The sequence below is a fragment of the Polaromonas sp. P1_H6 genome (assembly GCF_056405195.1).
This window is the reverse complement of the sequence record NZ_JBFUCN010000023.1, coordinates 37,602-60,373: the sequence shown is the minus strand read 5'-3', so window position 1 is coordinate 60,373 and position 22,772 is coordinate 37,602. Positions and strand designations below refer to the sequence as shown.

At 65.2% G+C, this 22,772-nt stretch carries 23 protein-coding genes; 14 read left to right on the top strand and 9 right to left on the bottom strand.

Annotated elements, in window-relative coordinates; all coding sequences use genetic code 11:
- Window positions 1-84: 84 nt before the first annotated feature.
- From ftsZ to AC1D1F_RS19075, 3 genes are all read left to right on the top strand, one after another.
- Window positions 85-1,314: a cell division protein FtsZ gene (gene ftsZ, locus AC1D1F_RS19085; protein WP_477652985.1), complete on the top strand. Its 1,230-nt coding sequence runs from the start codon at window positions 85-87 to the stop codon at window positions 1,312-1,314.
- Between the two features lie 299 nt (window positions 1,315-1,613).
- Complete coding sequence (lpxC, locus tag AC1D1F_RS19080) at window positions 1,614-2,537, top strand: UDP-3-O-acyl-N-acetylglucosamine deacetylase (RefSeq protein WP_477676489.1); 924 nt, start codon at window positions 1,614-1,616, stop codon at window positions 2,535-2,537.
- A gap of 20 nt (window positions 2,538-2,557) precedes the next feature.
- Window positions 2,558-2,734, top strand: a complete 177-nt coding sequence (locus tag AC1D1F_RS19075) for a hypothetical protein (protein WP_477676488.1) — start codon at window positions 2,558-2,560, stop codon at window positions 2,732-2,734.
- 24 nt (window positions 2,735-2,758) lie between these two features.
- On the opposite strand, the gene ruvC is transcribed toward AC1D1F_RS19075, so the two are convergent.
- From ruvC to AC1D1F_RS19035, 8 genes are all read right to left on the bottom strand, one after another.
- Window positions 2,759-3,310 carry a crossover junction endodeoxyribonuclease RuvC gene (gene ruvC, locus AC1D1F_RS19070; RefSeq protein ID WP_477676487.1) on the bottom strand — a complete coding sequence of 184 codons (552 nt, stop codon included), beginning with the start codon at window positions 3,308-3,310 and terminating at the stop codon, window positions 2,759-2,761.
- Between the two features lie 15 nt (window positions 3,311-3,325).
- Window positions 3,326-4,306, bottom strand: coding sequence for a phosphatidate cytidylyltransferase (locus AC1D1F_RS19065; RefSeq protein ID WP_477676486.1), 981 nt, complete (start codon window positions 4,304-4,306; stop codon window positions 3,326-3,328).
- Window positions 4,306-4,938, bottom strand: a complete 633-nt coding sequence (locus AC1D1F_RS19060; protein ID WP_477695999.1) for a lysophospholipid acyltransferase family protein — start codon at window positions 4,936-4,938, stop codon at window positions 4,306-4,308. Before AC1D1F_RS19060 ends, AC1D1F_RS19065 begins: the two co-directional genes overlap by 1 nt.
- Window positions 4,939-4,960: 22 nt before the next feature.
- Entirely contained in the window at window positions 4,961-5,707 is a 747-nt protein-coding gene (locus tag AC1D1F_RS19055; RefSeq protein WP_477695998.1) for a transglycosylase domain-containing protein, read from the bottom strand.
- Window positions 5,704-6,543 (bottom strand): shikimate dehydrogenase, encoded by an 840-nt coding sequence (aroE, locus tag AC1D1F_RS19050; RefSeq protein ID WP_477676483.1) that lies wholly within the window; start codon window positions 6,541-6,543, stop codon window positions 5,704-5,706. Before aroE ends, AC1D1F_RS19055 begins: the two co-directional genes overlap by 4 nt.
- A gap of 16 nt (window positions 6,544-6,559) precedes the next feature.
- Window positions 6,560-7,408: a TonB family protein gene (locus AC1D1F_RS19045; protein ID WP_477652993.1), complete on the bottom strand. Its 849-nt coding sequence runs from the start codon at window positions 7,406-7,408 to the stop codon at window positions 6,560-6,562.
- A gap of 38 nt (window positions 7,409-7,446) precedes the next feature.
- The gene (locus AC1D1F_RS19040; protein WP_477695997.1) at window positions 7,447-9,507 is read right to left on the bottom strand and encodes a ribonuclease catalytic domain-containing protein; all 2,061 of its coding nucleotides are present in this window, start codon (window positions 9,505-9,507) and stop codon (window positions 7,447-7,449) included.
- 67 nt (window positions 9,508-9,574) lie between these two features.
- Window positions 9,575-10,171 (bottom strand): YqiA/YcfP family alpha/beta fold hydrolase, encoded by a 597-nt coding sequence (locus AC1D1F_RS19035; protein WP_477678814.1) that lies wholly within the window; start codon window positions 10,169-10,171, stop codon window positions 9,575-9,577.
- A gap of 69 nt (window positions 10,172-10,240) precedes the next feature.
- On the opposite strand from AC1D1F_RS19035, the gene rodA reads away from it, so the two are divergent.
- The 5 genes from rodA to AC1D1F_RS19010 all read left to right on the top strand — a co-directional run bounded on the left by rodA (window position 10,241) and on the right by AC1D1F_RS19010 (window position 15,684).
- Window positions 10,241-11,395: a rod shape-determining protein RodA gene (rodA, locus tag AC1D1F_RS19030; protein WP_477678815.1), complete on the top strand. Its 1,155-nt coding sequence runs from the start codon at window positions 10,241-10,243 to the stop codon at window positions 11,393-11,395.
- A 13-nt stretch (window positions 11,396-11,408) separates the two neighbouring features.
- Entirely contained in the window at window positions 11,409-12,299 is an 891-nt protein-coding gene (locus AC1D1F_RS19025) for an NAD(P)-dependent oxidoreductase (protein WP_477678816.1), read from the top strand.
- An 83-nt stretch (window positions 12,300-12,382) separates the two neighbouring features.
- Window positions 12,383-13,906, top strand: a complete 1,524-nt coding sequence (gene tldD / locus AC1D1F_RS19020; RefSeq protein ID WP_477682672.1) for a metalloprotease TldD — start codon at window positions 12,383-12,385, stop codon at window positions 13,904-13,906.
- Between the two features lie 262 nt (window positions 13,907-14,168).
- Window positions 14,169-15,293, top strand: a complete 1,125-nt coding sequence (locus AC1D1F_RS19015; protein WP_477695996.1) for a 3-deoxy-7-phosphoheptulonate synthase — start codon at window positions 14,169-14,171, stop codon at window positions 15,291-15,293.
- A gap of 79 nt (window positions 15,294-15,372) precedes the next feature.
- Window positions 15,373-15,684, top strand: coding sequence for a hypothetical protein (locus AC1D1F_RS19010; RefSeq protein ID WP_436156440.1), 312 nt, complete (start codon window positions 15,373-15,375; stop codon window positions 15,682-15,684).
- Between the two features lie 42 nt (window positions 15,685-15,726).
- Here AC1D1F_RS19010 and mpl read toward each other — a convergent pair whose 3' ends face one another.
- Complete coding sequence (mpl, locus tag AC1D1F_RS19005; protein WP_477677773.1) at window positions 15,727-17,154, bottom strand: UDP-N-acetylmuramate:L-alanyl-gamma-D-glutamyl-meso-diaminopimelate ligase; 1,428 nt, start codon at window positions 17,152-17,154, stop codon at window positions 15,727-15,729.
- 202 nt (window positions 17,155-17,356) lie between these two features.
- On the opposite strand from mpl, the gene AC1D1F_RS19000 reads away from it, so the two are divergent.
- The 6 genes from AC1D1F_RS19000 to AC1D1F_RS18975 all read left to right on the top strand — a co-directional run bounded on the left by AC1D1F_RS19000 (window position 17,357) and on the right by AC1D1F_RS18975 (window position 22,770).
- Window positions 17,357-17,920 carry a hypothetical protein gene (locus AC1D1F_RS19000; protein WP_477682692.1) on the top strand — a complete coding sequence of 188 codons (564 nt, stop codon included), beginning with the start codon at window positions 17,357-17,359 and terminating at the stop codon, window positions 17,918-17,920.
- The gene (locus tag AC1D1F_RS18995; protein ID WP_477677772.1) at window positions 17,917-18,474 is read left to right on the top strand and encodes a TlpA disulfide reductase family protein; all 558 of its coding nucleotides are present in this window, start codon (window positions 17,917-17,919) and stop codon (window positions 18,472-18,474) included. Before AC1D1F_RS19000 ends, AC1D1F_RS18995 begins: the two co-directional genes overlap by 4 nt.
- Window positions 18,475-18,808: 334 nt before the next feature.
- Window positions 18,809-19,264: an acetyl-CoA carboxylase biotin carboxyl carrier protein gene (gene accB, locus AC1D1F_RS18990; protein WP_477677771.1), complete on the top strand. Its 456-nt coding sequence runs from the start codon at window positions 18,809-18,811 to the stop codon at window positions 19,262-19,264.
- Between the two features lie 42 nt (window positions 19,265-19,306).
- On the top strand, window positions 19,307-20,656 hold the full coding sequence (accC, locus tag AC1D1F_RS18985; protein ID WP_411877990.1) for an acetyl-CoA carboxylase biotin carboxylase subunit: 1,350 nt from the start codon (window positions 19,307-19,309) through the stop codon (window positions 20,654-20,656).
- Between the two features lie 24 nt (window positions 20,657-20,680).
- Entirely contained in the window at window positions 20,681-21,565 is an 885-nt protein-coding gene (gene prmA / locus AC1D1F_RS18980; protein WP_477677775.1) for a 50S ribosomal protein L11 methyltransferase, read from the top strand.
- 74 nt (window positions 21,566-21,639) lie between these two features.
- Window positions 21,640-22,770, top strand: coding sequence for a DUF3426 domain-containing protein (locus AC1D1F_RS18975; protein WP_477677769.1), 1,131 nt, complete (start codon window positions 21,640-21,642; stop codon window positions 22,768-22,770).
- The last annotated feature ends 2 nt before the right edge of the window (window positions 22,771-22,772 follow it).

Genomic DNA, 22,772 nt, shown 5'->3' with positions numbered 1-22,772 from the left:
CCCCCTGCGTGAGAAGGCCATGGCAACCATAAATACAAATTTCCGATTATTGGCAACTGCAGTTTATTGATTAGGAGGCTCCCAATGAGCATCGAAATGATTGAAATCGAAGAATTCAACCAGGGCACACAGATCAAGGTGATCGGTGTCGGCGGCGGCGGCGGCAATGCCGTCGGGCACATGATCGAATGCGGCGTGCAAGGCGTCGAATTCATCTGCGCCAACACGGACGCGCAGGCGCTCAGCCGCGGCAGCGCCCACAAGACCATCCAGCTGGGCAGCAGCGGCCTGGGTGCGGGCAGCAAGCCCGACAAGGGCCGCGATGCAGCCGAGCTGGCGGCGGACGACATTCGCAGCGCGATTGACGGCGCGCACATGCTGTTCATCACCGCCGGCATGGGCGGCGGCACCGGCACCGGCGCGGCGCCCGTGATCGCGCGCATCGCCAAGGAGATGGGCATCCTGACGGTCGGCGTGGTGACCAAGCCCTTCGAATTCGAAGGAGGCCGCCGCATGACCAACGCCGACCTCGGCCTGGCCGAGCTCGAAGCCAATGTCGACTCGCTGATCGTGGTGCTGAACGAAAAGCTGCTCGAAGTGCTGGGCGACGACGTGACGCAGGACGAGGCTTTCGCGCATGCCAACGACGTGCTGAAAAACGCCGTGGGCGGCATTGCCGAAATCATCAACGTGCCCGGCCATGTGAACGTCGACTTTGAGGATGTGCGCACCGTGATGGGCGAGCCCGGCAAGGCCATGATGGGCACGGCCAAGGCCAACGGCCCGGACCGCGCGCGCATCGCCGCCGAGCAGGCCGTGGCCTGCCCGCTGCTCGAAGGCATCGACCTGTCGGGCGCCAAGGGCGTGCTGGTGCTGATCTCGGCAGCCAAGGGCTCGCTCAAGCTGAGCGAATCCAAGCTGGCGATGAACACCATCCGCGCTTATGCCTCGCCCGATGCGCACGTGATCTACGGCACGGCCTATGACGATGTGCTGGGCGATGAGATCCGCGTGACCGTGGTCGCGACGGGTTTGTCGCGCCAGGGCGTGCGCCGCCATGCGCCGCCGCTGCAGGTGCTGCGCACCGGAACCGACAACGTGCCCTTCAACGTGCCCACGTTGAACACCACGGCCGGTGCCGGCGGCGCAACGCAGATGGGCGCGGGTTCGGCCCAGCCGGACTACGGGAACATGGCTGTGCCAAGCGTGTGGCGTACCAATCGGACGCAGGCGGCGGCCAAGGTGGATGCGCTGGCTTCCGGCGGGATGGACGACTTCGAAATCCCGGCCTTTCTCCGCAAACAAGCCGATTAATCGCTTAATGGGTGTAAAGCTACTGCGCAACCCGATCTTGAGGCTGTGGTGCTCACCGTACCTGAGTACGGTTCCGCTCCTCGCCTCAACCTCGGGCTGCTCGCTACGCTTTCCATCCCATTAATCGCCGTTGGAGGGGCATGCTTCGCTCCCCTTGCTTTTTCGATTAATCGCCGTTGGGGAGTGGACTTGGTGCGCGTCGCTGGGGTTGCTGGTTTGCGCCCTAATTCACTCTGCCTATGCCCGGCATTGCTATCCCCTACCCTTGAAATGGCCTTGCGCCAACTAAAATAGAGCCCATGCTTGCCCAAAGAACCCTTAAATCCCTGACCAAAGCCGTGGGCGTGGGCCTGCACAGCGGGCAGCGGGTGGAGCTGACCTTGCGCCCTGCGGCGCCGGATACGGGCATTGTGTTTCGCCGGGTGGATTTGCCGCAGCCGGTGGACATTCATATCTCGGCGCAGGCGGTGACGGACACGCGTCTGGCGTCGACGATCTCCAGCGGCAGTGCCAAGGTGCACACGGTGGAGCATTTGATGTCGGCTTGCGCGGGCCTGGGTATCGACAACCTGTATGTGGACATCACGGCCGAGGAAGTGCCCATCCTGGACGGGTCGGCTTCGTCGTTTGTGTTTTTGCTGCAGTCGGCCGGCATTGAACTGCAGGCCGCGCCCAAGCGTTTTATCCGCGTGATCAAGCCGGTGGAAGTGCGGGACGGCGAGGGTGCGAACACCAAGTGGGCGCGCCTGAGCCCCTACGAGGGTTACAAGCTCAGTTTTGAAATCGATTTCGACCACCCGGCGGTGGACTCGACGGGCCAGCGTGTGGAGTTCGACATGGGCTCGGGCGCTTACTCGCGCGACATCGCGCGGGCCCGCACCTTCGGTTTCACCAAGGACGTCGAAATGATGCGCGCCAACGGTCTGGCCCTGGGCGGCGGGCTGGACAACGCCATCGTGATGGACGACTACAAGGTGCTCAACAGCGACGGCCTGCGCTACAACGACGAGTTCGTGAAGCACAAGATCCTCGATGCCATGGGCGACCTGTACCTGCTGGGCAAGCCGCTGCTGGCCGCCTACAGCGCGTTCCGCTCCGGCCACGCGATGAACAACAAGCTGCTGCGCGAGCTGCTGACGCACAAGGACGCCTACGAAGTCGTCACCTTCGCGGACGAGAAAAAGGCGCCCCGGGGTTTTGCCACGCTGGCACGCGCCTGGTAGTTGCTGGACAGGGCATCCCCATGCTGCTGTTTCGCTGGCTGATCCTGTTGTTTTTGCTGGCCGCCGTGGTGGCCTTCATGTTTTACGCGGGCACCGGCCAGGCGCGCTACAAGCGCTTCGGCCTGATCATCCTCAAATGGACGCTGATCGCCGCCTTCGGCTTCTTCGCGGTGCTGATTCTCGAGCGCGTGGCCTAACGGCCTTTCACATTCCCAGCCGCGTCAGCGGCTGCGTCCGCCGCGGTAATTCTTGGTCATGCCTGCACCCGTGCCGCCGGCTGCTTGCGCCAGCCGTGCCATGGCACTGCCCACGTGGGCGTGGGTGATGGCCAGGCCCAGCGCGTCGGCCGCATCCTTGCCGGGCAGCGAAGGCAGCTTGAGCAGTCGCATCACCATTTCCTGCACCTCGGCCTTGCCGGCCTTGCCGTAGCCGGCCACGGCTTTTTTGAGCTGCAGCGCCGTGTATTCGGTCACCGCCAGGTCGCGCGAAACCAGTGCTGTGATGCAGGCGCCGCGGGCCTGGCCCAGCAGCAGGGTGGCCTGTGGGTTGACGTTCACGAAGATGATTTCGACCGAGGCCGTGTCAGGCTGGTAACGCTCCACCACCTCGCACACGCCCTGGAACAGCACCTTGAGCCGGCCCGGCAGGTCGGCGCGCTCCAGGTGCGTGGTCTTGATGGTGCCGCTGGCCACATAGCGCAGGTGCGGGCCGTCCACGTCGACCACACCGAAGCCGGAGGTCTGCAGGCCGGGGTCTATGCCTAGGATGCGCATCGATGCCGCCTGGCCTCAGAGGCCGAAATACCAGCGGACCGAATGGAAGAAGATGGGCGCGCCGAAGCACAGGGCATCGACGCGGTCCAGCAGGCCGCTGGCGCCGGTCACGCCCACACCGCGTTTGCCCCAGTTGGGAATGCCGCGGTCGCGCTTGAGCGCTTTCATCACCAGGTGGCCCAGCGAGCCGGAGACGCAGGCGATAAAGGCCATGGCTACGGCCTGCGCCGGCTTGAAGGGCGTGAGGCCCGCCAGCAGGCCGCCCAGCAGGCTGGCCGCCACGACGGCGATCAGCCAGCTGGTCCAGTTGAAGCTCTTGCTCACATTGGGTGCGCTGGGCGGGCGCTTCAGCCTGCGGCCGACCACGTACTCCACGATCATGCAGCTTTGCACCACGAACACCAGGAAGAACACCAGGAAGGCGTTCTTGCCGTCATAGTTGGGAAACTTCAGCAGCATCAGGGCGGGCACATGGCTGATGCCGTAGACGCAGACCATGATGCCCCATTGCAGCTTGGCATTGCGCTCCAGGAAACGCTGCGGGTCGTCGGCCAAGGCGCTGACCACCGGGATCGCCAGGAAAACGTAGACCGGGATGAACACGGTGATGAGGTCGAAGCGCTGCGCGATCACCAGCGCGAACTGCACCGGCAGCACCACGAAGAAAGCCAGCACCAGGCTGCGGTGGTCGCCCTGGCGCGTGGGCGAGAGCGTGATGAACTCGCGCAGCGCAAAAAAAGCGACCAGCCCGAACAGCACGGTAGCCACTGTCTCGCCCAGCGTCCAGCCTATCCAGAACACCGTGGACATCAGCCAGGAGGTGCGCAGGACGCCGTTGAATTCCTTGAGCTTCTGGGTGTGCAGGTCGTCCTCGTGGGTGTCCCTGAGCGACATCACGAAAGCGGCCACGCTGATGGCGGCCAGGATGCCGAAGACCAGCACGAACAGCAGGCCGACCTGGTGCGAAGGCGAAAGATTGCGCAGGAAAGTGTTCATCAGGACTCTCGCAGATCCATCACGGCCTGGCGCGCACGGGCCAGGAATTCGCCGCGGTCTTCACCGGCGCCCAGGGCAACGGGCGCGCCGAAGGTGACCGAACACAGGATGGGCACCGGCACGACCTCGCCCTTGGGCATGACGCGCTGCACATTGTTGATCCAGGCGGGCACCAGCACCACGCCGGGGAATTTGAGCGCCAGGTTGTAGAGGCCGGCCTTGAATTTCTGCGGCTCCTCGTGGTTGCCGCGCGTGCCTTCGGGGAACAGGATGATGGAGTCGCCGTTGGTCAGTGCCTCGATCAGTGGCTCCAGCGGGTCCTGGTCGCCGGTCTTGGCGCGGTCCACATAAATCGCGTTGAACACCGCCGTGGTGATCCATTGCTTGAAGGGCGTCTTGGTCCAGTAATCCTTGGCCGCGATGGGCCGCGTGATGCTGCGCAGCTCTTCGGGCAGGGCCGCCCACATCAGCACCAGGTCGGCATGGCTTTGGTGGTTGGCGAAATAAATACGCTGTTCCGCTTTGGGCGGGCAGCCCTGCCAGCGCGCCTGGGCGCCGGTCAGGGTGCGGATCAGGCCCAGCAGGAACAAGCCCATGAGCTTGGCCAGTACGGGAGAAAGCTTGTCATTCATGGGCCGATTGCCTTTGTGCGCCTCAAGGCAGTTCGACGCCGCCCATTCGGGCCGCGATGGTGCCGGCGCGCGAGGCGAGGTAGCCTGAGCCGGGCCGGGTTTCAAAATACTTGGGCCGTGGCAGCATCACGGCCAGGCGCGCGGCCTCGTAGGCGCCCAGCTTGGCCGCGGGCTTGCGGTAGTAATGCTGGGCCGCCGCCTCGGCGCCGAACACGCCTTCGCCCCATTCCACGTTGTTGAGATAAATCTCGAGGATGCGCTCCTTGTTCAGCAGCGCTTCCAGCAGCAGTGTCAGCACCAGTTCCTGGCCCTTGCGCAGCAGCGTGCGCTCGCCCGACAGGAACAGGTTTTTGGCCAGTTGCTGCGTGATGGTGGAGCCGCCCACGATCTTCACGGGCCTGGCCGCCGCAGCTGCCTTGGCGGGCGCCAGCCGGCTGGCCGACTGCGCGGCGCGCTGCTCGGCCTTGGCATTTTTGTCCCAGGCTTTTTCCAGCGCTTCCATGTCCACGCCGTCGTGCTCGGCAAAACTGGCATCCTCGGACGCGATGACCGCGCGCTTGAGGGTATCGGGCAGTTCGTCATAGGGCACCCATTGCTGGCGCCATTTCAGGGTGCCGGTGTTGCGCGCGACCAGGTAGGCCTCCGAGCGCTGGAAAGCGGTGGACTCCGGGTCGACCACGGCCATCACGGCGATGCGCGCCACAAAAAAGAGCTGCAAGGCCAGGCTGGCCAGCAGGCCCAGGCCGACCAGCCTGAACAGCGCTTTCATGCCAGCAGCGCCCGCATTTCCCGCAGCACCTGCGCGGAAGGCGGGCGCACCTTGCGCCAGAGTTCGAAGGCCTCGGCGGCCTGCTCCACCAGCATGCCCAGGCCGTCGCGCGGCGTGGCGCCGTGGTCCCGGGCCCAGGCCATAAAACCGGCCGCGGCCGGGCCGTACATCATGTCGCAGGCCAGCGCGCCGGGTTTGAGCACACTGGCGCAGACTGGGACACCGGCGCCCGCCAGGCTGCTCGCGCTGGCGTTGATGACCACGTCGAAAGCGCCTTGCAGCCCCTGCAGGTCTTCGGCCAGCAGTTCGGTTTTCTGGAGCAGGCCCTGCAGGGAGGCGTGCGCCTTGTGCCGCGCGACCAGCGCGTCGGCCTTGGCCCGCGTGCGATTGACCAGCACCAGCCGTCGCGGCCCGGCGGCCAGCAGCGGCGCCAGCGCACCGGCGCCCGCGCCGCCCGCGCCTATCAGCAGCACGTCGCGACCGGCCAGCGACACGCCGGCGTTGTTCTGGATGTCATTGACCAGGCCCACACCGTCGGTGTTGTCGGCGTGCACGGCACCGCCCTGCAGCACCAGGGTGTTGGCGGCCTGCGCCAGCTGGGCCCGGTCGCTGCGCGTGGCGGCGGCGCCGAAGGCGTCGAGCTTGAAAGGAACGGTGACGTTGCAGCCCTTCACGCCATCGCGCAGCAGCTGGGCCAGGGTGGCGGCGAAGGATTCCAGCGGCACCAGCAGGCGCTCGTAGCGAAGGACTTGCCCGGTGAGTTCGGCAAAGCGCGCGTGGATCAGCGGCGACTTGCTGTGCGCGATCGGGTTGCCCAGGACGTAATACTGATCCATGACGCTTGTGCGGGCTTCAGCGACTGGTGAGCTTGGTCTCTAGCGTGTCGTCGCGGGTGAACTTGAAGCGCGACACCACGACGATCTGGTCGGCCTTGCGGCGCATGGCATCGCTGAATTTTCCGAAGGGCCCGGTGCCGCGCACGATGCTTTGCGCGCGCCGGTCCAGCGTCAGGTTGCCCGAGGTTTGCACCACTTCCGTGTCCAGCACGGTGCCGTCGAAGTTCACGGTGACGATCATGGTGAGTTCGCCGTAGAGCTTTTTGCCGGCCTGTTCGGGGAAGTTCACGGTGCCCCGGTCTTCAATCCTGCGGCGCAGCTCGTCGTAATAGACGGCGTAAACCTCTTCGCGCGTGGCCGGGCTGATGTAGCGCTTCTTGGGCCTGGCGTTTTCTTCGTTGATGCGGCGTTCGATCTCGGCCAGGATCTTGACCAGCGCCTTGCGCTTTTCCTCGCGCTCGGCCTGGGCCGGGCTGTTGGCGGGCTGGGTCAGGTCGGGCGGCGGCATGGAGGCCAGCTGTTTTTTGATCTGCGCCAGCAACTGGGTCTGCTGCTCCTGCAGCGATTCGACCTTGCGCTGCGCGTCTTCCGTCGCGTCGCCGAGTTCCATCAGAGCCGAAGGCGGCAGGGGAGAGGTCGCCCGGCCTTTTTCGGCCTCGCCGCCGCCGGCCAGCGAGGCCTGGGCGATGGCCTTGGCGAAGTCGGGCTTCTCGTTGGACTTGGCGTTGACCAGGATCACCTCGAGCGGGGTGTCCTGGAACACGCGGTTAAAGCGCTCGGGGTCGACAAAACGCACCGTCAGCAATACCACGTGGACGGCGATGGAGACGCCGAGGGCGATTTGCAGTGTGCTGGGGTTCTTCACAGAAAGAGATTATCGGTGTTTATGCGCGAAATACGGCGTCAACCGGCCACCGGAGCCGCGGCGGCGGCATCGGTTTGTGGCTCATTGACATCGACCGCGATGGAGATCGGGCCGGCGGCCATCTCGGTCTCGCCGTCGTCCTCACCGAGCGGGTCGGGCGACTCGTCAAGTTCCACGTCCAGCCGCTCGGTCACGGTGCCCGACACGTCCAGCGTAATTTCGTCAATCTCGCCCAGCCGTACGCGCACTTTCGCGCCGCGCGGCAAGCCCTGCGCGCCCACCGCCGGCAACACCAGCGGCAGTTCGTCGGCGCGCACCAGGTTGTCCTTGAAGGCGGTGGCCGTCAGTTCGGTGATGCCGTTTTGCTGCAGGTATTTGAGTGTCCAGTAGCGCTCTATGCCGGCCTGGAAACCGTTGTAGGCGCTGTAGGCGGCGTCAAAACCCGAGATGATGGAGAACAGCTCGGCATCCTTGGGCTTGAAAGGCGCGGCCAGCGCGGCCGTGCGGCCGTGGCGCGCGCAGGCAATGATCTGCCACTGGTTGACCAGGTCGGTGTAGCGGCGCAGCGGCGAGGTGCTCCAGGCATAACTTTTGACGCCCAGGCCCGCGTGCGGCAAGGCCTTGGTGCCCATGCGCACCTTCACGCCGGGCGCCAGGCTGGCCTGGCTGCGGTAGATGCCGGGCACGCCGTGCTCGGCCAGCCACTGGCCCCAGGTGCTGTTGGCCAAAATCATCGCTTCGGCCACGATCAGGTCCAGCGGCGCGCCGCGCTGGCGCGTGCTGATGCTGACGGGCTCGTTGCCCTGGGGTTCGCCGCCCGTGGGGTTGTCCAGTCGGAAGTTGTAGTCGGGCCGGTTGAAGTTCTCAGGCTTGCCGCGCGCGATTTCGCGCTGGGCCTTCAGGTGCCTGGCCAGCCGGTGCAGGAATGTCAGTTCCACACCCCAGGGCACGCCGGTGGGCGGGCTGCTTTGCGCGGCTTCAAAAAAAGCCTCGGTGAAGGTGCTGTCCAGTACGTCGTGGCGCAGGTTGCTGACGATGGGCACCTGTTCGAGCCGGGTGGCGCTTTCCTTGATTTCCAGCGTCGCCTCGTCAATCGTGAGGTACAGCGACAGCGATGGGCAATTGCGGCCTTCCTGCAGCGTGTAGCTTTTGACGATTTCGTCGGGCAGCATGGTCAGCTTGTAGCCCGGCATGTAAACGGTGGACAGCCGCGCGCGGCCCACGGTGTCAATCGGGCTGCCGGGCAGCACGGTCAGGCCGGGCGCGGCGATGTGTATGCCCAGCGTGACGGTGCCGCTGCCCAGGCCCTGCACCGACAGCGCATCGTCGATTTCGGTGGTGGCCGAGTCGTCGATGGAAAACGCCTTCACGTCGGCCAGCGGCAGTTCGTCCTTGACCTCGGGCGCCTGCAGCGCCGGGAAGCCCGTGCCCTTGGGGAAGTTCTCGAACAGGAAGCGCTTCCAGTGGAACTGGTAGGGCGAGGCGATGGCGCCGGCCTTTTGCAGCAAATCCAGCGGCGCGGTATGCGTGGCGCGCGAGGCCTCGACCACGGCCTTGTACTCGGGGCTGTTCTTGTCGGGCTTGAACAATATTTTGTAGAGCTGCTCGCGCACCGGCGCCGGGCATTCGCCGCGGCCCAGTTCTTCGGCCCATGCGGTGATCTGTGCCGCCACCTGCTTTTTCTTCTCGATGGCGGCCAGCGCCTGCTGCAGGATTTCCGCGGGCGCTTTCTTGAAGCGGCCCTTGCCGGCGCGGCGGAAGTAATGCGGCGCGTCGTAAAGGCGGAACAACGCGGCGGCCTGCTGCTCCAGCGTGGCGGGTTTGCCGTCGGCGCTGAAATAGTCGCGGGCCAGGTCGGCGAAGCCGAATTCGCCTTCGCCGGCGAATTCCCAGGCCAGGTCGAGCTCGATGTCGGTGCTCAGTTTTTGCCCGGCGGCCATCAGCTCGGCGGGCGCGGGCTTCTCGAATTTCAGCAGGGCGTTGACGCCCTTGACCTTGACGCGTTTGCCCGAGTCGAGCTCCACCTGCAGCGAGGCATCGCTCTCGGACAAAATGCGGCCGGCCAGAAACTTGCCGGCTTCTTCAAACAATACAAACAAAACGGGATCCCTTTGGTGTCTTTGATGACTTGGGGTTAGTGTAATCAGGCCATGTTGGGGGAGATTTTCAGGCCAGCGCCAGGAAATCGAGGATTTCCGGCACATGCGCGTCAAAGTCGCTCAGCGCATGGTCGCCTCCTTCGAGGATGCGCAGGTGCGCGCCCGCATAGCGGCCGGCCATTTCGCGCCAGTCCAGCACCTCGTCGCCCTTGGCGATAAAGGCCAGGTAGTTTTCGGGTGCCTTGAGCGGCCCGGTGTGCTGGGCCTTGAGTTCGTCGACAAAACGCGGCTCAAAGAAAAAATGCTCGTTGGGGTCATGCCAGGCGGTCTGCTCGCCGATGTAGCGGGCCAGGTCGCGCGCCGGCTCCACGGCCGGGTTGAGCAGCACAGCCTTGCAGCCGGTTCGCTCGGCCACGGCGGTGGCATAAAAGCCGCCCAGCGAGGAGCCGACCACGGCCAGGCCCTGGTAGCCGGCTTCAAGCGGCCAGCGAGCGATTTCGTCCATCACCCCGCACAGCGCGGCCTCGGGCGAGGGCGGCAATTGCGGGCAGTACCAGTGCACGGCCGGGTGGCGCTGCGCTACGATGGCCGCCATTTTTTGGGCTTTCATGGATTGCGGCGAAGAACGAAAGCCGTGCAGGTAGAGCAGGTGGGTGGTGCGCATGCCGCCATGGTAGACGGGAGTCCACGGTCTTTGGGCCCGGGCCGCGGGCCCTGGCGGATAATCCCCGGCATGTCAGCCGTTTTCGACAAACCCTCTCTTTACCAGCGAACTTTGCCCCTGCTGCAGGGTTTTGACGGCCTGCTGGCGTTTGCCGTCTTCCTGCTGGCCTGCGCGGGCCTGCTGATCATGTATTCCTCGGGCTACGACCACGGCAGCCGCTTTGTGGACCACGGCCGCAACATGCTGATCGCCGGGGCCATCATGTTCGTGGTGGCGCAGGTGCCGCCGCAGCGCCTGATGGCCTTTGCCGTACCGCTGTATATCGCGGGTGTGAGCCTGCTGGTGGCCGTCGCGATTTTCGGCCTGACCAAAAAAGGCGCCAGGCGCTGGCTCAATGTGGGCGTGGTGATCCAGCCCAGCGAAATCCTCAAGATCGCCATGCCGCTGATGCTGGCCTGGTGGTTCCAGAAGCGCGAGGGCCAGCTGCGTCCGCTGGACTACGTGGCCGCCGTGCTGCTGCTGGCCATGCCCGTGGGCCTGATCATGAAACAGCCCGACCTGGGCACTGCGCTGCTGGTGCTGGCCGCCGGCCTCGCGGTAATCTTTTTTGCGGGACTGAGCTGGAAGCTGATCCTGCCGCCCGTGCTGCTGGGCCTGGTCGGCGTGTTTCTGGTGGTGTGGTTCGAGCCGCAGATCTGCGCCGACGGCGTGCGTTGGCCCATCCTGCACGACTACCAGCAGCAGCGCATCTGCACCCTGCTGGACCCATCGCGCGATCCGCTGGGCAAGGGCTTTCACATCATCCAGGGCATGATCGCCATCGGCTCGGGCGGCATCACCGGCAAAGGCTTCATGGCCGGCACGCAGACGCACCTGGAATTCATTCCCGAGCGCACCACCGACTTCATCTTCGCCGCCTATTCCGAAGAGTTCGGCCTGCTGGGCAACCTGCTGCTGATCGCCGGCTTCATCTTCCTGATCCTGCGCGGGCTGGCCATCGCACTGGAGGCCTCGACCCTGTTCGCGCGCCTGCTGGCGGGGGCGCTGACCATGATTTTTTTCACCTACGCCTTCGTCAACATGGGCATGGTCAGCGGCATCCTGCCCGTGGTGGGTGTACCGCTGCCCTTCATCAGCTACGGCGGCACCGCCATGGTCACGCTGGGCCTGGCCATAGGCATGCTGATGTCGATCGCCAAGGCCAAGCGCCTGGTGCAGACCTGAGAGGCCGGCTGCTTTGAACGCCCGCATCGTGACCGTGATCGGGGTGGGCAACATGGGTGGCGGCATGGCTGCCAACCTGCTCGCCAAGGGCTGGGACGTCCGGGTCTGCGACACTGACGCAGCCAAGGTCGCGGCCATGGCGCAACTGGGCGCCGCGGCTGTTGCCCATCCCGCCCGCGCTGCGGCGGATTCAGGGGCTTTTATCGTCTGCGTGGTCGATGCGGCGCAAACCGAGGAAGTGCTGTTTGGCGAGCAAGGCCTGGCCCGCATGCTGCGGCCCGGCCATGCCGTGATGCTGTGCCCGACGATCGCGCCGCAAGACGTCGAATCCTTCGCCGCCCGGCTGGCCGAGCGCGGCGTGCACACGCTGGATGCGCCCATGTCGGGCGGGCCGGCCCGGGCGCGCGACGGCTCCATGAGCCTGATGCTGGCCTGCGAACAGGCTGTGCAGGAACAGCAGGCCGGCTTGCTGCGGGACTTGTCGGCCAAAGTGTTCCACATCAGCGAAAAGCCCGGCGACGGCGCCCGTACCAAGCTGGTCAACAACCTGCTGGCGGGCATCAACCTGGTGGGCGCGGCCGAGGCCTTGGCCCTGGCCGGCCGCCTGGGGCTGGATCTGGCGAAAACCCTGGACGTGATCGAGCAGTCCAGCGGCCAGAGCTGGATAGGCTCGGACCGCATGCGCCGGGCGATTGCCGGCGACTACGCGCCGCGCGCCCATGTGACGCTGCTCGAAAAAGACACGCGGCTGGCCGTCACGGCGGCCCGCGCGGCCGGTTTCGACGGCCCGTTGGGCGAGCGCGCCAGCCGGGTTTTCGCCGAGGCCCACCAGGCTGGGCTGGCGGCGGAGGACGACGCCGCGCTGTTCAAGCACCTGCAACACCTGGGCAGCAAGGGCGGCTGAGCGGGCTTTTCGGGCCGTTTCACCGCGGTTGCGGGCAAAACCCCGCTACCCCGTCGCGGAGGCAGACTGCCTACAATGGCCGCATGACCTCACTCCGCTCCACCACCGCCTCCGCCCCCAACAAGTCCACGGCCTCATCGTCCGCCCGGCCGACGGTGGAGTCGACCTCGGGGCGGCTGGAGATCGCCCAGAAATTGCTGCTGGCGCCTTTCGGCCTCACGCAGGCGCATTTGAGCCGCGCGCTCGGTGAAATCACCTCCCACGGCGCCGACGACGCCGACCTCTATTTCCAGTACACCCGCAGCGAAGGCTGGAGCCTGGAAGAAGGCATCGTGAAGACCGGCTCCTTCAGCATCGACCAGGGTGTGGGCGTGCGCGCCGTGAGCGGCGAGAAAACCGCTTTTGCCTATTCCGACGACATTTCCGAGGCCTCGCTGCTCGACGCGGCACGCACGGTGCGCAGCATTTCCGCCGGCGGCAAGAGCGCCCGCGTCAAGACGCCGGCCGGCCGCATCGCCGGCAGCCGCTCGCTGTACCAGGGGCTGGACCCCATCGCCACACTGGACAGCACCGCCAAGGTCCAGTTGCTCGAAAAAGTGGAAAAATTCGCCAAGGCCAAGGACCCGCGCATCGTGCAGGTCATGGCCGGCCTGGCCAGCGAATACGACGTGGTGATGGTGGCGCGCGCCGACGGCACGCTGGCCGCCGACGTACGCCCGCTGGTGCGCCTGAGCGTGACCGTGATCGCCGAGCAAAAAGGCCGGCGCGAAGTCGGCTCGGGCGGCGGCGGCGGCCGTTTCGGCCTGGCCTATTTTGACGACGCGCAGATCGCCGAATATGTGAACGATGCGGTGAAAGCCGCGCTGACCAACCTCGACGCGCGCCCCGCGCCGGCCGGCGAGATGACGGTGGTGCTGGGCTCGGGCTGGCCCGGCATCCTGCTGCACGAAGCCATAGGCCACGGCCTGGAAGGCGACTTCAACCGCAAGGGTTCCAGCGCGTTTTCCGGCAAGATCGGCCAGCGCGTGGCGGCCAAGGGCGTCACGGTGCTGGACGACGGCACGATTGCCGACCGCCGCGGCTCGCTCAATGTCGACGATGAAGGCAACGCCAGCCAGCGCAACGTGCTGATCGAAGACGGCATCTTGAAGGGCTATATCCAGGATTCGCTGAATGCCCGCCTGATGAAGGTCAAGCCCACCGGCAACGGCCGGCGCGAAAGCTACGCCCACGTGCCCATGCCGCGCATGACCAACACCTACATGCTGGGCGGCGACAAGCAGCCCGAAGAAATCGTGGCCAGCATCAAGAAGGGCCTGTACGCCACCAACTTCGGCGGCGGCCAGGTCGACATCACCTCCGGCAAGTTCGTGTTTTCGGCGAGCGAGGCCTTCTGGGTCGAAAACGGCAAGATCCTCTACCCCGTCAAAGGCGCGACGATCGTCGGCAACGGCCCCGACGCGCTGACCCGCGTCACCATGATGGGCAACGACATGGCGCTCGACAGCGGCGTAGGCACCTGCGGCAAGGAAGGCCAGAGCGTGCCGGTGGGCGTGGGCCAGCCGACCCTGCGCATCGATGGACTGACCGTCGGCGGAACGGCCTGAAACGGGCTGATCCGGGGCTTTCCCCGGGCTTTTTGAGACCTGTGCTACATTCCACCTTATGAATTCCGCCAAGTTTTATTTTGGTTACTTTTGGTTCTCGAGCGCTTCCGGCGGTAGAGAGATCATGGCGTGACCCGATAAAACGCACCGAATCTCCAAAAAACCGCCGGCCCCCGGCGGTTTTTTTTTGCCCGCTTAGTTTGCTGAATGTTTGTACTGAAATCTGAATTGCCTGACTGACACCTAGAAAAGGAAGACTGCGATGAATGCCAAAGCCACCTCCGCCAGCGACAACTGGTATGCGACCGTCGAAAAAACCAGCCAGACCGATGACGAACGCATCAAGGACATCACCGTGCTACCCCCTCCCGAGCATCTCATCCGCTTCTTCCCCATCCGCGGCACCGCCGTCGAGACGCTGATCAGCAAGACCCGCAAAAGCATCCACAACATCATCCAGGGCAAGGACGACCGCCTGCTGGTCGTCGTCGGCCCCTGTTCCATCCACGATCCCATGGCGGCGCTGGACTACGCCCGCAAGCTGGTCGAGCAGCGCAAGAAGTACGAAGGCACGCTGGAAATCGTGATGCGCGTCTACTTCGAAAAGCCGCGCACCACGGTTGGCTGGAAGGGGCTGATCAACGACCCCTACCTTGATGAAACCTTCCGCATCGACGAGGGCCTGCGCATCGCGCGCCAGCTGCTGATCGACATCAACCGCCTGGGCCTGCCGGCCGGCAGCGAGTTCCTTGACGTGATCTCGCCGCAGTACATCGGCGACCTGATCTCCTGGGGCGCGATCGGCGCGCGCACCACCGAAAGCCAGGTGCACCGCGAACTGGCCTCAGGCCTGTCGGCGCCCATAGGCTTCAAGAACGGCACGGACGGCAACATCCGCATCGCCACCGACGCCATCCAGGCGGCGGCGCGCGGCCACCATTTCCTGTCGGTGCACAAGAACGGCCAGGTCGCCATCGTGCAGACCAACGGCAACAAGGACTGCCACGTCATCCTGCGCGGCGGCAAGGCGCCCAATTACGACGCGGCCAGCGTTGCGGCGGCCTGCAAGGAGTTGGAAGCCTCCAAGCTGCCGGCCACGCTGATGGTGGACTGCAGCCACGCCAACAGCTCCAAGCAGCACGAAAAGCAGGTCGAAGTGGCGCGCGACATTGCGGGCCAAGTGGCCGGGGGCTCGCGCCACGTGTTCGGCCTGATGGTGGAAAGCCATCTCAATGCCGGCGCCCAGAAATTCACCCCGGGCAAGGACGACTCGAAGGCGCTGGAATACGGCAAAAGCATCACCGATGCCTGCCTGGGCTGGAACGATTCACTGGACGTGCTGGAAATCCTGTCGGCCGCTGTGCTCAAGCGCCGCGCGGCGAAGTAAAGCTGCTTGCGGGTTTGTGCGAATAGCCGCCACACCCGCAAGTCGCCGACCATGGGCACCTGATCAGGAGCACATCATCATGCGCAGCGAAGTCAGTGTGAGCTTCAAGGACAGCCCGCCCGTGCGGCTGGACCTCAACGAAGTGCAGCCCATGCCGCACGACGTGGCACGCTGGTGGCTGGACGACCAGTTCACGCAGATGGGCTGCGAGCCGTTGCGGCCCACCGGCAAGCTGCTGACCGCCGACAAGGTCGTGGTGGTGGCCCAGGCCGCCGGGCCGGCGAAGTTCGCCGAGGCCAAATGGGCGCAGGAGTTTGCCCGCGCGACCAGCGCGGCGCTGGCCAAGCCCGTCGTGCACATCGACGTGGCAACGCTCAGCATCACTTACTAATTAGTAGAGTAGTAGAGCCCCCCAGGAACTTCAGGCAAAAGCTCAGGCTTTCAGCGCCTCCAGCAATTTGGCGTGAATCCCGCCAAAGCCCCCGTTGCTCATGCACAGCAAATGGTCGCCAGGCCGGGCCGCCGCCTTGACCTGGTCGAGGAGCTGGTCAATGGTGCCGGCGACCTGGGCGCGTTCGCCCATGGGCGCCAGCGCGGCGCGCGCGTCCCAGTCCAGCCCGCCGGCGTGGCAGAAGGCCAGGTCGGCCTGCTCCAGGCTCCAGGGCAGCTGGGCCGTCATGGCGCCCAGCTTCATGGTGTTGCTGCGCGGCTCGAAGATGGCGAGTATGCGTTCGGCGCCCCGGCCGGCGCTTTGCAGCTGGCGGCGCAGGCCGTCCACCGTGGTGTGGATGGCGGTGGGGTGGTGGGCGAAGTCGTCATAGACGGTGATGTCGCCACCCTTGCGCGGGATCACGCCGCGCACTTCCATGCGGCGCTTCACGTTCTGGAATGCCGCCAGCGCCAGTGCCGCGGCCTCGGGCGCCACGCCTACATGCTCTGCCGCCGCGATGGCGGCCAAGGCATTGAGCTGGTTGTGCACGCCGCTGATGCCCCATTTCACATGGGCCACGGCCTCGCCGGCCCTGAGCACGTGGAAATCGTGCGGCTCGCCATGGGCCGTGAAGCCGGCTTTGTTCAGCAGGCCGTTGCCAAAGAGTAGCTGCTCACTCCAGCAGCCCTGGGCCAGCACGCGCTGCAGGCTGGCCTCGGCCGCGTTGACGACCACGCGGCCCTGCGAGGGTACGGTGCGCACCAGGTGGTGGAACTGCCGTTCGATGGCCGCAAGGTCGTCAAAAATGTCGGCGTGGTCGAACTCCAGGTTGTTCAGCACGGCGGTGCGCGGCCGGTAGTGCACGAACTTGCTGCGTTTGTCGAAAAATGCGGTGTCGTATTCGTCGGCCTCGATGACAAAGGTGTTGCCTTCGCCGAGACGGGCCGAGACACCGAAATTGAGCGGCACGCCGCCGACCAGGAAACCCGGCTTCAGCCCGGCATGCTCGAGGATCCAGGCCAGCATGGCCGTGGTGGTGGTCTTGCCGTGCGTGCCGGCCACGGCCAGCACGTGGCGCGGGCCGGTTGCGTGGTGCGTGGGGTGGTGCAGAACATGGCCCGATAGCCATTGCGGGCCGCTGGTATAGGGCTTGCCGCTGTTCAAGATGGCTTCCATCAGCGGGTACTTGGGCGTTCCATCGGCCAGCCGGGCGCGCGAGATCACGTTGCCGACCACAAACACGTCGGGCTCGAAGGCCATCTGGTCCGCGCCGTAACCCTCGATCAGTTCGATCCCCAGGCCGCGCAACTGGTCGCTCATGGGCGGGTAGACGCCGGTGTCGCAACCGGTGACTTTATGCCCCGCCTCCCGCGCCAGGGCAGCCAGGCCGCCCATGAAAGTGCCGCAGATTCCCAGAATATGTATGTGCATGGGCCTGTATTCTAGGCAGGGCTTTTTGCCGGCCCAATGCCGCCGGGGCAGTGGGCTGTGGCGGGCGGTGAACTTTAGGGCCAGATGGGCGCCTAACAGGGGCACAATCGCTTCGCTGCCCTCGTATCCTTCCTGGCCTTCGGGCCTGCCGACCGTGACCCCACACACCCTTAAATCCGAAATCGCCGCTACAGCCGCCGCAATGGTGGTCGAAGAAGGACTCGAATACGGCCCCGCCAAACGCCGCGCCGTCAAACAGATGGCGCTGCCGGCGCGCACCGAACTGCCCGGCAACGACGAGCTCGAAGACGCGGTGCGCGAATACATTGCGCTTTTCTGCGCCGACACCCAACCGGCCGAGCTGGCCGCCCTGCGCGAGCTGGCCCTGGTCTGGATGGAGCGCCTGGCGCAGTTCCGGCCTTACCTGGGCGGCGCGGTGTGGCATGGCACGGCGACACGGCTGTCCGACATCTACATCCAGCTTTTCTGCGATGACCCCAAATCGGCTGAAATCGCACTGATTGAGCACAATGTGGACTACGAGCCGCGCACCGTCACCGGTTTTACCGGCGACAGCGTGGAAGCGCTCAGCCTGCGAAGTGTGTGCAAACCTTTGAATGAAACGGTGGGTGTGCACCTGATGGTCTACGACCATGACGACTTGCGCGGTGCCCTCAAACCCGACGCCAAGGGCCGGACGCCACGGGGCGACCTCGCCGCCGTGCAAAAATTATTGACTTCCCAAGCCGGAGCTTCAGACACGTGAATCGCAGAAACATGCTTTATGGCAGCGCCGCCGCCATAGCCGGAATTGCCGGCGCCACCATGGCCTGGTGGAAATTCCAGCCGCACCAGGTGGATGCAAGCCCGACTGGGGCGGGTGTCGTGGGCACGGCGGGCGGCGCATCCGACGCCTTCTGGAGCCTGAACTTCGACACGCCCGATGGCAAGAACCTGTCCATGAGCAGCTTCCGCGGCAAGCTCTTGCTGGTGAATTTCTGGGCTACCTGGTGCCCGCCCTGTGTCGAGGAATTGCCGCTATTGGATTATTTCTACCAGGAAAACCGCGATAAAAACCTGCAAATAGTCGGTTTGGCTGTCGACCAACCGAGCGCGGTGCGGACCTGGCTGCAAAGCAAACCCCTGCATTTTCCGGTCGGCATGGCCGGCCTGGGCGGGACGGAACTCAGCAAGTCGCTGGGCAACATCGCCGGCAGCCTGCCGTTCACGGCGGTGTTCAGCGCGTCGGGCGAACTGCTGCATCGCAAGATCGGCAAGGTCCTGCCTGAAGACCTGGCGCAGTGGGCCAAGCTCACCTAGCTGCCTGTTACGGCTTTCGCCGCGAAATCCTCGTTAACCTGCGGTAACAAGCTTCTAACAGCAATATCTGAGCCCCATCCAGGGAAACAAAGCCAGCCGCCAGACGGTTTGGAATGGCCTCCGGCTTGATGTACACTCTGCGCTTTCCCGGGGAAAGCCGCTTGGCTGCTCCCCGCAGTAATTAACTGATAAGCGCTTTAAAGCGTAAAAGCAGAAAGTAAGTGAAAAAAGAAGGAAGATCGGTGGCCGCGTCAAGTGCGCCCTGTTTCCGGCCTTTCAGTCAAAAGCTGCGCCGAGATCCCGCGCCAGCATCTACCGTCGTTGGAGAGAACCCATGGATTTAAGAAAACTCAAAACCCTGATCGACCTCGTCTCGGAGTCCAACGTCTCCGAGCTGGAGATCACCGAAGCTGAAGGCAAGGTGCGCATCGTCAAATCCAGCGGCGCCCCCGTCGTGATGCAGCAGCCGGTTGCCATGGTAGCAGCTCCCGCAGCGGCCCCGGCCGCCGGTGCGCTTGGTGCTCCGGCCGCCGATGCGGCGCCTGCCGCCCCGGCCGGCCATGCCGTCAAGTCGCCCATGGTGGGCACCTTCTACCGCTCGGCCAGCCCTGGCGCCAAGCCCTTTGTCGAACTCGGCAGCGTGGTCAAGGAAGGCGAGACCATCTGCATCATCGAGGCCATGAAGATCCTCAACGAGATCGAAGCCGACAAGTCGGGCACGGTCACCAAGATCCTTTCGGAAAACGGCCAGGCTGTCGAATACGGCCAACCCCTCTTCATCATTGAATAAGCGGGGCTGAGCGCCTCCTTTTCAAACCAGGCTTACCGACGCATGTTCAAGAAAATACTGATCGCCAACCGCGGGGAGATCGCTTTGCGCATCCAGCGCGCCTGCCGCGAGCTCGGCGTGAAGGCCGTGATGGTCTATTCCGAGGCCGACCGCGAAGCCAAATACATCAAGCTGGCGGACGAATCGGTCTGCATAGGCCCGGCGCCCTCCAAAGACAGCTACCTCAACATGCCCGCCATCATCTCGGCGGCCGAGGTGACGGATGCCGAAGCCATCCACCCCGGCTACGGCTTCCTGAGCGAAAACGCTGACTTCGCTGAACGGGTGGAGAAAAGCGGCTTCAAATTCATCGGCCCCTCGCCCGAATCCATCCGCATCATGGGCGACAAGGTTTCGGCCAAGCAGACCATGATCAAGGCCGGCGTGCCATGCGTGCCCGGTTCCGAGGGCGCCTTGCCTGATGACCCGGTCGTCATCAAGCGCACCGCCAAGCAGGTCGGCTACCCCGTCATCATCAAGGCGGCCGGCGGCGGCGGCGGGCGCGGCATGCGCGTGGTGCACACCGAGGCGGCCCTGCTGCACGCGGTGCAGACCACCAAGGCCGAGGCCGGCGCAGCCTTCGGCAATCCCGAGGTCTACATGGAGAAATTCCTGCAGAACCCGCGGCACATCGAAATCCAGATCCTGGCCGACCAGCACAAGAACGCGGTCTGGCTGGGCGAGCGCGACTGCTCCATGCAGCGCCGCCACCAGAAAGTCATTGAAGAAGCGCCGGCGCCCGGCATTCCGCGCAAGCTGATCGAGCGCATCGGCGAGCGCTGCGTCGCTGCCGTCAAGAAGATAGGCTACCGCGGCGCGGGCACCTTCGAGTTCCTCTACGAAAACGGCGAGTTCTACTTTATCGAGATGAACACCCGCGTGCAGGTGGAGCATCCGGTCACCGAGTGGATCACCGGCGTGGACATCGTGCGCACCCAGATCATGGTGGCGGCCGGCGAAAAACTGCCGTTCGCCCAGCGCGACATCGAACTCAAGGGCCATTCCATCGAATGCCGCATCAACGCGGAAGACCCCTACAAGTTCGTTCCCTCGCCGGGGCGCATCACGACCTGGCACACCCCCGGCGGGCCGGGCGTGCGCGTGGATTCGCACATTTACGCCAACTATTTCGTGCCCCCCAACTACGACTCCATGATCGGCAAGATCATCGTGCACGGCGATACGCGCGAGCAGGCCCTGGCCCGCATGAGCACGGCGCTGGCCGAAACCGTGGTTGAAGGCATCAACACCAACATCCCGCTGCACCGTGAGCTGATGGTGGACGCCAAGTTCATGGACGGCGGCACGAACATCCACTACCTGGAAGAGTGGTTGTCGAAACGTGAGCGCTGAGCACTTCCCGGGCGCGCGATGAGTTTGTTCGAGCTGATCCTTCTGGCCCCCGTCGATGAGGTGGAAACCCTCAGCGAGGCGCTGGACGCACTCGATGCGCTCAGCGTGTCGGTGGAAGACGCCGACGCCCAGACGCCGGCCGAGCAGGCGCTGTTCGGCGAGCCGGACATGCCGCCGCCCAAGGCGGGCTGGGAGCGCTCCCGCATCGTTTCGCTGTTTGCCACCGAAGCCCTGGCGCGCGACGCGGCCGAGGTGCTGGCAGCCCAGGATTTTTTCGCCGGCTGCCGCGTGGTCGCCATCCAGCCCGTGCCGGAGCAAGACTGGGTGCGCCTGACGCAGTCGCAGTTCGAGCCGGTGGACATCACGCCTGAATTCTGGATCGTGCCGACCTGGCATGAACCGCCCGCCGAAGCCAAACAGGTGATTCGCCTGGATCCGGGCCTGGCCTTTGGCACGGGAACGCACCCGACCACACGCATGTGCCTGCGCTGGATCGCTGGCCGGACCGGCCAGGACCTGGGCCGTGTGCTGGACTACGGCTGCGGCTCGGGCATCCTGGCCATTGGCGCGGCGAAGTTCGGCGCCGCCGACATCGACGCCGTCGACATTGATCCGGCCGCCGTCGAATCGACGCGCGCCAATGCCGAGGCCAACCATGTGGCGCTCAATGCCGGCTTGCCCGAAAAAGCCTTGGGCCAGTACCGCACCGTGCTGGCCAATATCCTGGCCACGCCGCTCAAGGTGCTGGCGCCGCTGCTGTGCGCGCACGTCGAGAAAGGCGGCCATCTGGTGCTCGCCGGCATCCTGGAGCGCCAGGCCGACGAGCTCAAGGAAGCCTACGCTCCTTATTGCCAGCTCAGCGTGCATGACACGCAAGAGGGCTGGATCCTGATGACCGCCCGGTTCTGAGCCGGCACCGGCCGTCGCGTATGGCGGTTTCCAGGCCGTCGGAGACAGGCGCCACCCCTACAATACAGCGCTAAATGAGCCTGATTACGCGCTGCCCCGCCTGCGGCACGATGTTCAAAGTCGTGACCGACCAACTCAAAGTCTCACAAGGCTGGGTGCGATGCGGGCATTGCGCCGAAGTGTTCGATGCGTCGGCCCATCTGTTGCCGCGCGACATGTCCTCGCTGACCGCTCCCGCGGCCGCGCTGCTCGACTCGGTGCCCGACACGACCGCCGCGCCCCTTCCGGTGTTTGACGCGCCGACCGAGCCCCAAAGCCTGCCCGAGGCCGATCCACCGGTGGCGCCGTCCCGGCAGGAATGGGCGCCGGCCCGCTCGTTTGCCGACAGGGCGCCGCTCAGGCCTTCCAGCCCCGGCTGGGACGACGCCCAGGACAGCGCCGCCGATTTTGATCCCGTGCGCTGGAAGCAGGCTCAGCAGGAACGCCAGCACGACCCGCTGGAGCTGCCCGCCGAATCACTGCCCGACGCGCCGCCGCCGCGCCAGTCCGTCGTGGTGCGCGAGGAGGCCATCGAGGACGATTCCAGCTTCGCCTATTCGGACGTGGATTCCGGCATGCCGGGACGGCCCGTGGAACACGACGTGTCTTTTGTGCGGGAAGCGCGGCGCAAGGCCTTCTGGCGAAAACCGCTGACGCGCTGGTCACTGGCCCTGCTGTCCTTGCTGCTGCTGGCCACACTGGTGGCGCAATGGGCGATCCAGCAAAGGAATACGCTGGCCGCGCTGGAGCCGGGGCTGTTGCCGGCGCTGCAGGCGCTGTGCGGCCCGCTGCACTGTGAGGTCCGCCCGCCGCGCCACATTGAGACGCTGGTCATCGACAGCTCCAGCTTCAACCGGATAGGCCCCGACGCCTACCGCCTGAGCTTCACGCTCAAGAACACCGGCGTGACGGTGCTGGAAATGCCCTCGCTGGAAGTGACCCTGACCGACACCCAGGACCAGGCCGTGGTGCGCCGCGTCCTGGCGCCGGCGCAGTTCGGCGCCAAGGCCGCGACGCTGGCGGCGCAGTCCGAACTGGCGGGCCTGGTCATCATGAAAGTCACGGGTGATGCTCCCGCGTCGTCCCCTTCCTCCGCTTCGTCCTCTCCTTCCGCGCCCGCAGCCCTGCGGGTGGCGGGCTACCGTGTCCTGGTTTTTTATCCCTGATT